Origin of the sequence: Desulfobotulus alkaliphilus, from assembly GCF_007830435.1 — a bacterium.
Classification (GTDB): Bacteria; Desulfobacterota; Desulfobacteria; order Desulfobacterales; family ASO4-4; genus Desulfobotulus; species Desulfobotulus alkaliphilus.
Map to the genome: position 1 here is coordinate 1 of NZ_VLLC01000007.1, position 12,292 is coordinate 12,292.

Genomic DNA, 12,292 nt, shown 5'->3' on the forward strand with positions numbered 1-12,292 from the left:
CAAATAGCCTCGGAGCCTTGCAACAGTACGAAGCTGCTGCAATTACAGCATTGGCAGTTCGAAATAAATTGTGCTGAATAATTAATACCTTGAAATATAAACTGGCAGACAGGCCCTGTCAATTTTTCTCCGGTACAGAATGACCTGTTCCCATGTATCGCTGCCAGATATGGCGAACCCCTTCCCTGAGTTTTTCAAAACGGAATTCCGGCACCCGGGAAGGCTGATTCTGCAGATTTTTCCGGTGCACGGCCACCCGGAAAAGCAGATAGGCACTGCGCAGAAAGGTGGCCTCCTCCGGCCGCATCACCCCGGTTTCCGACAGGGTTTCCAGAATGCGGATGTTGTCCGTCCAGCGGGTGATGGCCGGGGTATCGTGGGCATGGGCCAGAACCATATACTGAACCAGAAACTCAATGTCCATGATACCGCCGGGATCCTGCTTGAGATCAAAAATCCCCGGCTCCGGCCGTGTATGGGCGCTGCGCAGTTTTTCCCGCATTTTTACAATTTCCGCCCGAAGGGGTTCACTCTCCCTTTTCTGGCAGAGCACTTCACGGCGGACGGCTTCAAAGCGTTCTGCCATGCGGTGATTGCCGCAGACAGGCCGGGCCCGGACAAGGGCCTGATGCTCCCAGGTCCAGGCCTGACGGCGCTGATAATCTGCAAAGGCGGAAACGGGCACCACGAGAATACCCGAATTACCGTCGGGCCGCAGACGCAGGTCGGTCTCGTACAGGGTGCCCGCACGGGTGTGGGCCTTGAGACAGTGGATCACCCTCTGACCAAGGCGGGTAAAAAACTGGGATGACAACAGGGGCTTTTCTCCCCCTTCGGTCATGCCTTCCGTATCTTCATGGAGAAAAACCAGATCCAGATCCGAACCATAGCCCAGCTCAAGGCCGCCCAGCTTGCCATAGGCGATGACGGCAAATCCCCAGCCTTCCATGGCCTCTTCCTGACTGTCCAGCGGCCTGCCATGACGCCGGACCAGATCCCTGTGGGAAAAGTCCACAATCTCGTTCACCACGCACTCGGCTATTTCCGTCAGACGGTCGCTGACCTTCATCAGGGGAAATTCTCCCGTCACATCCGCCGCCGCCACCCGCAGAAGGCCGGACTGTTTGAAAACACAGAGGTTTTCCAGCCGGATTTCCAGATCTTCCAGGTCCAGTTCTTCCAGACGGCGGCGGAGATCTTCTTCCATTTCCCCGCGCTCCGGTGGACGGTAAAGGGTGCGGGGATCCAGCAGCTCATCCAGCAGCACGGGATGCTGAGAAAGAAAATCCATAATCCACGGGCTGGCATTGGCCAGACGCACCAGATGATCCAGAGCGGAAGGATATTCCAGAAAAAGGGCGAAATAGGTACTGCGGCGCTGGATGGCCCTCAGCAGATCCAGAATACGGCCAAGGGATTGTGCCGGATTTTCACCCCTGCCACAGGATTCCAGCAAAAGGGGCATCAGGGTATCCAGCCGCCGCTTCCCCTGACTGCTCATGGCCTGACCCGGAAGGCTGTCACGGAAATACCTGAGCATGCGGAGGGCGGCGGACGGGTCCCTGTAACCGGCCTGGGCAAGAAGGCCCTCTGCCCTGTCCGGCTCCATGTGAGGCTGGGTCCACAGGGCCACCATGGGGCGAACGGATTCTTTGCTTTCATCCTCAACGGCAAGGAGCTTCCGGAAGTGATCGTGCACCCGCCGCCTGTGCTCTTCCAGTCCGGCCATGAAACAATCCCAGCTTTCAAAGCCCATGGCCGCAGCAAGGGCTTTCCGGGATGCGTCTTCCTTTGGCAGGAGATGGGTCTGCCGGTCTTCCCAGGCCTGAATGCGGTGCTCCGTATGACGCAAAAAGACATAGGCTGCCGTAAGATTATCCCTTGTCTCCGGAGGAATGAAGCGGAAGCGCACAAGGATTTTCAGGATTTTCAGAATTTCCCGCTGCTGAAGACCCGGCACCACCCCACCCCGGAGAAGCTGAAAGGCCTGACCAAAGAATTCCACTTCCCGGATACCGCCGGAGCCGGTTTTGATGTTGTTCTCCATCCCTTTTCTTCGGATTTCCACCATGATGGACTGCTTCATTTCCCGCAGGCTGTCAAATACGCCAAAATCCAGATACCTCCGGAAGACAAAGGGTTTCAGCCTTTCCAGCAACTCGCTGCCGTCTTCCCTGTTGCCTGAGATGGGGCGGCATTTGATAAGGGCATAGCGTTCCCATTCCCGGCCCTGGGTCTGATAGTAAAACTCCATGGCATCAAAATGCATGACCATGGGACCGTTTTCGCCAAAGGGCCTCAGCCGTAAGTCCACACGGAAAAGGGGACCGCCGGTGTTGCCGCTGAAAACCGCCGTCAGCTTGCGGGCAAGGCGGGTAAAGAAGGTCTCATTGGCGATGATATCCGGGCCGGTGGTTTCTCCCGGTTCAGGGTAGGTATAGATCAGATCAATGTCCGAAGAAAAATTCAGCTCACCGGCCCCAAGCTTCCCCATGGCCAGTACCACAAGACGCTGGGTTCTGCCGGATTCCTCCCCCACAGGCTCCCCATGGGTGGCAGCCATTTTTGTGTGAAGATAAGTGGCCGCTCCGTCCACAACAGCTTCGGCCAGCCCGGAAAGGGATGCCATGGTTTCTGTTAAGGAAGCCCTGCCGGAAAGATCCCTGAAACAGATGCCCATCATGGAAAGGTGGCGGATGTTTCTTAAACGCAAGGAAAGAAGGCTTTCCGAATCCACGGCCTGAAGTGCTTCCAGCACCCTTTCTCTGGCCGGAGCAGGGGGTGCTGTCAGGTATTTGCCCTCCATGAGATCCCCAAGGGTATCCGGGTCCCGGAGCAGGCCCCTTGCGAAAAAATCACTCATGGCGGCTACCCGGCGCAGGTCATTGCCAAGGCCTTCGGGAAGGGAGCCGGAAGTTTTTTCAAGGAAGGCAAGGGTGTCCGGATGGCGTTGTGCCAGAAGGTCCATAAGTTCCCCGGATACCACAGGAACGGGGGGGTGCATTTCTTCTGTCATACAAAATCTTTCTTGGCTTCCGTCATGCGGCAGGATGCCGGCTTTGTTGGTTTTGGCTTCGCTAGAAGGCTTTTTTCAGACAATCTTCAAATTGCCTTTCAACAGCAGAGCGAAGATAGCCATCCTTGTCATATTCTTCGAAAGATCTGTTTTCGACAAATCGTTCTGTTTTTTTACAGGCATCCAAAGCGTCATACTAAAAAGCAACCCACGCCGTGTTACGGCGTCTTGTCATAGAGTAACTTTTGAAGTTACTCAGAAGCAGCTCACGCCCTGCTAGGGCGTCTTGTCATAGAGTAACTTGTGCAGGATTCAAACTAATTTCGATCAGTGATGGATAATTGGTAATTTTTTAAGCTTTTGAATTAAAAGAACTAAATTCAAGTTACTCAGAAGTTCAAATCCCACTCGATATGATGTATATTGCTGCTTATGAAAAAACAAGACGCTAGAAAACTCGATCATAAGACCCGTGAGGCTATCCGCATACGCGCCGTGCAGCAGATAGAATCGGGTGAAAGCCCAGAGGTGATCGCCAGGGCTCTGGGTTACCATCGATCCGCAATTTACCAGTGGATAGCCAAATACCGCAAAGGCGGCCTTGACGCTTTAAAGACGAAACCGATTCCAGGTCGGCCCGTTAAGTTCCAGACCAAAGATTTTGATGAGCTTTTCTGGAAGATTGCGGATAAAAATCCTATGGACTACGGATTTCCATTTGCGCTGTGGACCCGTGAAATGATTCGGGAGTTTATCAAAAAGGAGTTCGGAGTTTCCATAAGTAATGCAAAAGCAAACCATAAAAGTTGCCAGTTTTTTAGAGAACAAAACACCCAGTATATTTTGGCTTAATGTTAAATGCGTTATGAGCCCATTAGTAAATCGAAAATTGACCTTTAAAACAAACTGGTTTTACTCATCAGCTTTTGGGAAGCATTAAGGAATGACACACAGAACATTGCCTAGCTGGAAAAAACGTATATTTTCTATCATAAATGCAGCCATAATGATTTTTTCATTACTGTTGTCTGTGGTTTTAATTGCCCAGTACTTTGTTGACAAAGAAGCCATAGCTGATTTTGCCTTAAAATTCGGATACATGGGAATTATGGTTTTCTCATTACTCTTAGAAGTTTCGTTTCAGCTAATCGGCCCCGATTTATTCATTGCTGTTGGCGTCGTAATCAAGATGAACCCGTTTTACCTGTTAGCCAGTATTATTACCGGAAGTTTTCTTGCAGGTTTTATTGGTTATCATTTGGGCAGGGTATATGGTGAACCCATATTACACTACACATTAAAGAAACAAAATATGATGAAGGCAATCAATATCTTTCAAAAATATGGTAAATTTGGATTAACAATCCTGGCATTGACACCGTTACCTTATTTTCCTATCTTAGGTGGAATTTTTAGATTAAGTCTTAAAGATTTTATGGTTTATGCATTGGTTCCTCGGGCAATTCGATACATCGGCCTTATGTGTATATTAAGTTATATCAGCTGACGTTTAAATCGATTAAAAAAATATAAAACGCCTTAAAAACAAAAGATTTTAAAGGATTAAATCAGAAAATGAGAAACCTGCTCTATAACTACATAGTCAATGATTTTACAGACCATAGCTATAAAAGTTGTTTAGAATATTTTCCGTTTGATTCAAACATTTTAGATATTGGAATCGGCAACGGCAAGATGCTAAAAACATTTCACCCTTTAATCAGATCCAAACAACTAAGCATAACAGGAGTAGATATCAATAAGGTTTATTTAAAGAATTGCAAGCGCCTAATCAAAAAATATCATCTTCAGGACCATCTAACAATTTATCATGAGCCTATTGAATATTTTTCCCCACCAAATAATGAGTATTATGATTTTGTCCTTTTTAGCATGAGCTTTATGCTGTTTAATAATCAGCCATTAATTTTAGATAAAGTAAAAAACTACCTTAATCCTAACGGCGAAATTGTATTTTTTCAAACCATGTTTAAAAATAAATCCTGGTTATTAGACTTTACTAAACCAAAATTAAAATACATAACTACCATTGATTTTGGAAAAGCAACATATGAAAATGAATTCTTTACTTTATTAGAAAAACATAAACTATCAGTTTCACAAGACAAGGTGATACCAAAAAAGTTTGGCAAAGGGGAACACCGGATGATTGTGGCTAAACAAAATTAGACTGGTGGAATTATGTCCCCCTTACCATACAAAAGACTCAAAAGATGCCCCCCCTCTATATCGGCTGTCCAGCAGGAGACACCCGCCACATCCTTTCCGTGAACCCGCATCCCTCCCGGCAGAATTTCAAGCTTTTTCAGGGGCAGGTGAAAGCCCTGACCCACAAGCTTGAGCCCGGCCTCCTTTAAAGTCCAGTGACGGAGAATCTCCCGCTCCGGCTTTCCGGAAAGAAAGGCCCATTCCTCTTCGGAAAAAGCCATACGCCGCAGGGCTTCCGTGTCCCGCTTTTTGTCCGGCTCCAGATCCAGACCCAGCGCTCCCCCTTTTTCAAGGACCATGCCCGCCACGGCCAGATCGCCGCCATGGCTGATGGAAAGGGCATATTCGGGAAAATCCGGCAGATAAGGAACCCCTTTTTCCGTATTCTCCACGGCTATGCCAGCCCCTGTTCTGCTATCCCCCAGAAAGGTCCGCACCAGCGCTTTCACAGCCATGCGACCGCAAAGCCACTCCATCTGCCTCTTGGCTGCGGCAAAACCATGGAAACGGGCTTTTTCTGATACAGAAAAACCTTCAGGAAAAGCTTCTTCCGGAACAAAAAGTTTTTTCCGGGTTCTCCACCCAATCCACTCTCCTTCTTCAGGAAAAAGGGATGCGACGGCATCCGGGATGCGGACCATATGCAGAGCCACGGGAATGCTCTCTAAACGAAAGGGAAAAGAAGATGCCCGTAGACTCAGGGGACGGGGTTGCCAGAGCTTTGCTGAGTTCATGAAATTTTTTCTTTTATGCTGCAGCATAGAAAAATGTGTATATTGCAGCTGCTCAGTGATATACTGATGAGTATTTGTCACACAGCTGTTTTTAATTCAAACACAGGCCATTCATGCAACGTCACATGGATACTTTCTCACAGTTTCAAAACGTAAGACAGATAATCGTTTGGAATATTGAATACCGTCTTCTTCAAAAGCAAATCAACAATACTCCTTCCCAATAAAATCAGAATCTCTTTCCTGAAAAACAGACCTTCTTGGCATATCTTTTACCTGTGACTGAGGAATAATTTTACCAATATTTTCACTTGTAAAACTAAGGCCATAAGCTACAGCAAGGCGTTCGTATTCCTTTGGTACAAGCCCTTGCTCCTTAAAGCCAGAAGGAACTGGAATTGAATAAACATGAAACTTTCCCATTCCATTTGCAGCAATACGCTCTCCTCGTTCATGAATGCCATCTCGATACAAAACTACCCTTGCCCCACCTCCGCAGATAAAAACAGGAAGTCCCTTTTTCCATTCAGGAGCGTATCCATAACGATCTTTATATGTATACTTAATCAATTCACCAATTTTTGCTGAGCACTGTTTCCAGAACTGCATATCTGACTTATTCATTTTTTCTATAAAATCATCTTCCTCAAAAAACACAAAGCCTTTTCTTCTTAAAAGATCAGCATAATATTCCGAGCCAGGAAAATGATCTTCAAAAAATTGAGAAGCAAACAAATCAACCCCATATTCTTCTTTAAGGTGATTCATTCTGTTTTTATGAAGCATCATGGTGCCATATTTCACAACATCTGTTGCAAGTATGGGATAGTGATTATCGCCATCATTCTCATGAATCATAAATGTTGCCATATCCACCGTGCTTCCTCCTATATCCACCAAAAAATGCATACCGTTTCTGCGCATAGGAGAATGAACATAGCCTGCAACCTCTGCAATTACCTCTGGATGCACCTGTACATTTTCTGTATGAAGCCACTGTGCCCCAAAATCCTTTTTACGAGCATTTTTTCCAATAATTTTAAACAGTATTTCAGCGGCCATATGAATTACTGCCTCTGCAAGAGTATTCTGAACCATAGCCATAGTCAAAGGTTCTGAACTGCGAGAAAGTTTCCATGCTGCAAAAGCTATAGTACGAAAAACTCTTTCTTTTGAAGTTCTGTAATTCTTAGAAGCTATTCCGATATTCAAATCCCAGTTTATCAGGGTTTTTCTATAAACGGACTCTGTATGAACAAGAAACCATGACCTTGCATAACGAATTAAAAGGGCAAGATAGGCCGTAGCAAGCTCTGTTGGGGCAAAAGACTCAAGCTTATTCATGACACTGGATATTTTACGCCCCGCCATCTCCATAACAGCTGTTTTAAAATCTATATAAAAATCAAAGCCACTGGAAAGACTCAACAATCCTTCCTCAGTAACAAATAGACGGGTCGGCAACAAATAGGTTTCTTTTCCTCGATCAATATCCTCAAAAGAAACAGCATAAGCTTTTTGCAAGGCATTATCTTGTATGACAACCTTTGAAAATGATGTGCCAAAATCAAGCCCAAGAACAACATCACTCTCATCAAAATCATAATCCAAAGACTCACAGATCTGATCTTTTCCATAAAAACGACGCAACTTTTCAGAACGCACCCTTCCCATTAAAGACCTCACCTTATTATAATAATCGAAGAACGCCCGCACATATCTCACGCTGCTCATGGACCAGCCTGCGCCCAGCTTCAAGTGCACGAAGCCTAGAACCCACTTTGGTTTCAAGCTTTGCCATTTTTCCCTTGACTGCCGGAACCATCCTGCTCAGACCTTTCTCTTCATGCCCCTTTAAAACACGGCTCAAATTCTCTATCTGCCGTTCCATGTGCAGCTTTAGAGTTTTTTCCTGTAGATCAGCCCTGTCATTATTTTCATTTTCAAGCATCATGATATATTCATTATATCTATTTTCAAGATAAGAGACACAGTCGTCAAAAAGCCCCTCAAGCAAAACAGTATTCACGTCATTTTTTACACCAGGCCAATCTTTACCAAAACGTGCCGTAGCAACAACCAGCTTTTCTGCATCTTCATCCTTAAGCATACTGGACATACCAAAAGGCTTGGCTGAAAAGGCCATCTTTTCAACATCCCGAATCCCTTTAACGCTCCATAGTTCAACATAAAAAAAATAATCACCAGAAGGCAGTTCTGGTATATAATCATGATCAAGAAAAACACCGACAAGAGGATGATAAACCCTTTGTCCACAACGAATTTTTTCTTTTATTTTATCACCTATGAATCGTATCAAAGGATGAAACTGATTAATGAATTCTATATTCCCTGCGTTATCATGCTGAACCTGATTTTTAAATTCACAGTAAAAAGGCATGTGTGTCTGAAGTATCCGAGTTTGGCCTGCAAGTCTGTGATCCTGCATAAAACGATCAAGATCATAATACGCCTTTTCTGACAGCCTCAGCTCAAAAACCGAATTATCCGATTCCAACTGACGAAGAAGGCACCCCTTATAGTTGATTTCTAAAAAATCCCTAGTATAAATCCAAAGATCATTTCCCTGAATGGAACGGCCTATATCTCTGGCGGCCTGAATTTGACGAAGAATAAAATCACCATGGGCCATTAAATTTCCAGCATCCCGCTCTAAACGATCTTCCTCAACCTTAAGATTATTAAGAGCCTGCGCTGTCTGCCTGATTCTGTCCTCTTCCTGTGACGGTGATAGCCTGTTTCCCATCAGGTCCAGGGTCATTTTTTTAATCTCTTCGCCAAGTACAGTCTCCATTCCACCAAGTGCATATTCAAATATTTTCAACCGTGAATACAACCGATCATAAATTCTTGCATCTATTGTGTTTTCATAAAACAAATTCCATACGGTTATCTTTGATGATTCCTGTCCAAGCCGATCAATTCGGCCAATTCTCTGTTCAACTCTCATCGGATTCCATGGTAAATCATAATTAACAAGTATTCTGGCAAACTGGAGATCAATTCCTTCACTGGCGACCTCTGATGCAAGGAGTAAGGATGGGCCTTGCGGGTCTTTAAACTCTTTCAAAATAAAATTTTTCTCTGTATCTGGCATTCCACCAACCAACACAAGCCCTCTTATCCCATCCTGCATTAAGCGTTCATGCAAATAGTAAAGTGTTGGCCTGAAGTAAGAAAAAAGAACTATCTTTTCAAAAGGATATTCTTGAAGATGTTTTTTTATCAGCCCGAACAGGCGATGATATTTAGAATCATTTTCCCAAAGTACTTCAAGATTACCAAAATTAACCGTATCTCGAAGGAGAGATTGTACCAAAGGTCCAACATCACGCACATCTTCTACACTGCTGCCAATATCTTCATCCAGAGAAAAGCAGATTTTTTTTCTACGCTGCCAATCCCTCAAGGCTGCTGGCATGGAACTTGATATTTGGCGCTGGGGCGTAACCATAAGAAAACCTTCATGGCCGCCACTTCTGGAACAATAGTCCCGAACATGGCCTGTTACCCTTTCATAAAATTCTTCCTCAACCAATGTCATTGGAATGTTCTCTGCAACAGCTTCCCTGACTACCCGCCACTCAGTTACATCCCGCTTTCTGGTACGGGTAACAGCATGCCCAAGCAGATTGATTCCTTCCAGTCGATGGGCAAAATAGCTCCGTCGGGACCTGTCTTTAATCAAATCACTTTTCGGAACCTCATCCAAAATGGCCTGAAGCTGACGATTATTTTTTAACAGAACATGCTTTTTTGCTTCATTAATTTTTTTTACAAACAATGAAATGTCAGGATTCCCAGACAAAAGGATATCCCTTGCCGCAAGCAAGGGGGCGTTAGCATTAAGAATATCATCAAAAACATGGGGCTGATTGAAGGTGTCTTCATCAACAAGATTTAAGAGGGCGTAAAGATCCTGACTCCTCAAATGAACAGGTGTCGCTGAAAGAAGAACTACATGCTCAGCAACATTACGCAGCAAACGACCAATCTGATAGGTCATACTGCCATGATTCCTGAGATAATGAGCTTCATCAATAATCAGAAGATCCAGCAAGTCTTCATCATAAGCCATATCATTTAAAATAAAAGCTAATTCGTCCGATGCCGATGCAAATGAGTCCCTGCTTTTCTCCTCCCAATCTTTTCCGGGCCTTAATCCCTGCATACTTGCAATAATTGCAAAATCTCTCCGATCCCCTTCTATGTATTCACAAAGAATTCGTTTCACTTGTGAAGCATCTGCAATCTGCGCATCAATACCAAAACGGCGCGCCAATTCCTGCCGCCATTTTGCACCAAGCATCGCCGGACAAAGGACCAAAAGGCGGCGGGCATCATAACGGCTACGCAACTCTGTCCATATCAGCCCTGCTTCTATTGTTTTACCCAGCCCAACCTCATCAGCAATAAGTATTCCTCTGCTCGGAGAGTCCAAAAAATTGAGAACGGGTTTGAACTGATAAGGGTAAAATGTTGTTAGCGTAGTTTCCATGCTGTAAATCAAATCAGCAAGCTTACCACTAAGGCGAATATGGGTAATACTACCCCGCAAATCACCAATTCTGCCGAACTTTTTTTTAAATAATAAATCAAGGGCATCTTCAGCTTCTTCAGGAAGATGTTCCAATTGTTTTTCAGCAACATAGCGAATGCCGTCCGGGAAACGTATCTGCCACGACACTCTGCCTCCACGATTTCGACTTTTAACAACTGTCCCCATACTGCCTGGACTTGAGATGATACGCACAGAATCACCCGGAGAAAAAAAAGGCATATTTAGGTCTCATATCTTAAGAGAATCATTTAGCAATAAAACATCTTAGTATAAACTTGCCTTAAAAATAATTTATTAGAAAAACATATTCGCCATATCATAAAAATTATTTCCTTGAAATCTTCAAATGTACAATTTAATTTTTTGCAACATGTTTTCCAGTAAAACATCCAGAATAAAATCCGAATATATTTGCAGAATAAATTTCCGCCACCAATAAGCAGCTCAAACCTGCAAGCAGACACCCATTCCAACACAGATCCGTAATAAAAACTTCGCAGAAGCAACGGATTTCAAGTCCCCATATTCGATGCTCAAGCTTTTTATAAATATCTGATTTATTAAATCAAATATAACGATTTGCAAGCATGCCGCTACTGTAAAACCCATAGACTAGACACTGCTACTGCTCAAGAAACCCTTGAAAACCGAAAAACTTGAACATCAAGTTACAAAATACAGCGACAGAGCCAAGGCAGCCTCACAGAAGACACTCTGTGGCATCACCTCCTGCCATCCTCATGGGAACGTCCCTGACAGGACATGGGCTGCTGTGGATTCTAATGACAATAAGCGCAACCGGTGGCGGATGACCTGACACTTCCTGTGGAAAAGAGGGAGGCACCGGCACCACTGCCAAAACCCATATTATGCCGCCCTCTCACCCAGTGCGGGCAGTCGAAATCCCGCATATCCTGCATGAGACAAGCCGATCTGGCAATTGCGCATCCATCCAGGCAATCCATGTCGCCCGGAGGACAGAGGGCATCACACTGATCCCGCCTGTCATCGCAATGTCTCAGGATAACCCTGAAAGACTCATTGCAGCAGTTGTTGCAGGCTGGCAGATCCGGGCAGCCATGAATACAGTCAATGTAGGTACCCGTTTGACCATGGGAAACCGGCACGACCATGAAAATCAGAACCAAAGCAAAAAGAGCGTTTAACAGCATGACTTTAACTTTTTTCATCTTCTCTCTCCTTTGCATTTATGGATAGTGTACCTGAATACCGAATAAGCCCAAAACAGAAGAAAGCCTTAAAAAATGAGGCCTCCCTGCGGAGGCATTGCAGGGAGGCTTTTTTTTAGAATTGCATACTTTGTGCCAGACAGCAAAGGCCTTGATTCATAGCGATTACAAGAACAAGGCCTGCTTCCATGAAAGGCCCGTTTGCGCCCACAATTCTGGCGCCGCCAACTTCAGTCCCATGCTAGGCAAGTCCATGCCTAAAGCCCCTTAAAATGATGGCACAGAAACCAGACGGATCGCCTCACCGCCCTGTTTTTGACTGAGAATGCTCCCGCAACTCGAAAAAAGAGGGCGGGACTGAAGATAATCAAGCTGGATCAAAGAAGTCCCTTGCGCAATTCGGGCAGGCGTGCTAAACATTTTTTCTCTTTATCGGGGTGTAGCGCAGCCTGGTAGCGCGCCTGCTTTGGGAGCAGGATGTCGGAGGTTCGAATCCTCTCGCCCCGACCAAAAAACAAAAAAACGCCCTGCACATGACAGG

Annotated in this window: 8 protein-coding genes and 1 tRNA gene; 4 read left to right on the forward strand and 5 right to left on the reverse strand. The window is 45.3% G+C overall.

Annotation, left to right across the window (positions count from 1 at the left end; translation table 11 throughout):
* Positions 1-118: 118 nt before the first annotated feature.
* Positions 119-3,016 carry a bifunctional [glutamate--ammonia ligase]-adenylyl-L-tyrosine phosphorylase/[glutamate--ammonia-ligase] adenylyltransferase gene (gene glnE, locus LZ24_RS05650; RefSeq protein ID WP_144683274.1) on the reverse strand — a complete coding sequence of 966 codons (2,898 nt, stop codon included), beginning with the start codon at positions 3,014-3,016 and terminating at the stop codon, positions 119-121.
* Positions 3,017-3,448: 432 nt separating this feature from the next.
* Between glnE and LZ24_RS05655 the strand changes: the two genes are divergently transcribed.
* The 3 genes from LZ24_RS05655 to LZ24_RS05665 all read left to right on the forward strand — a co-directional run bounded on the left by LZ24_RS05655 (position 3,449) and on the right by LZ24_RS05665 (position 5,206).
* The gene (locus LZ24_RS05655; protein ID WP_144683277.1) at positions 3,449-3,868 is read left to right on the forward strand and encodes a helix-turn-helix domain-containing protein; all 420 of its coding nucleotides are present in this window, start codon (positions 3,449-3,451) and stop codon (positions 3,866-3,868) included.
* A gap of 91 nt (positions 3,869-3,959) precedes the next feature.
* Positions 3,960-4,523, forward strand: a complete 564-nt coding sequence (locus tag LZ24_RS05660; RefSeq protein ID WP_144683280.1) for a YqaA family protein — start codon at positions 3,960-3,962, stop codon at positions 4,521-4,523.
* Between the two features lie 68 nt (positions 4,524-4,591).
* The gene (locus LZ24_RS05665) at positions 4,592-5,206 is read left to right on the forward strand and encodes a class I SAM-dependent methyltransferase (RefSeq protein ID WP_144683283.1); all 615 of its coding nucleotides are present in this window, start codon (positions 4,592-4,594) and stop codon (positions 5,204-5,206) included.
* Here LZ24_RS05665 and LZ24_RS05670 read toward each other — a convergent pair.
* The 4 genes from LZ24_RS05670 to LZ24_RS05685 all read right to left on the reverse strand — a co-directional run bounded on the left by LZ24_RS05670 (position 5,203) and on the right by LZ24_RS05685 (position 11,751).
* Positions 5,203-5,979, reverse strand: a complete 777-nt coding sequence (locus LZ24_RS05670; protein ID WP_186442957.1) for a 4'-phosphopantetheinyl transferase family protein — start codon at positions 5,977-5,979, stop codon at positions 5,203-5,205. The genes LZ24_RS05665 and LZ24_RS05670 overlap by 4 nt on opposite strands.
* 204 nt (positions 5,980-6,183) lie before the next feature.
* Positions 6,184-7,653: a hypothetical protein gene (locus LZ24_RS05675; protein ID WP_222427545.1), complete on the reverse strand. Its 1,470-nt coding sequence runs from the start codon at positions 7,651-7,653 to the stop codon at positions 6,184-6,186.
* 16 nt (positions 7,654-7,669) lie between these two features.
* Positions 7,670-10,687 carry an SNF2-related protein gene (locus LZ24_RS05680; RefSeq protein ID WP_186442958.1) on the reverse strand — a complete coding sequence of 1,006 codons (3,018 nt, stop codon included), beginning with the start codon at positions 10,685-10,687 and terminating at the stop codon, positions 7,670-7,672.
* A gap of 653 nt (positions 10,688-11,340) precedes the next feature.
* Positions 11,341-11,751: a hypothetical protein gene (locus tag LZ24_RS05685; protein ID WP_144683295.1), complete on the reverse strand. Its 411-nt coding sequence runs from the start codon at positions 11,749-11,751 to the stop codon at positions 11,341-11,343.
* A gap of 433 nt (positions 11,752-12,184) precedes the next feature.
* Between LZ24_RS05685 and LZ24_RS05690 the strand changes: the two genes are divergently transcribed.
* Positions 12,185-12,261, forward strand: a tRNA-Pro gene (locus LZ24_RS05690).
* Positions 12,262-12,292 lie beyond the last annotated feature (31 nt).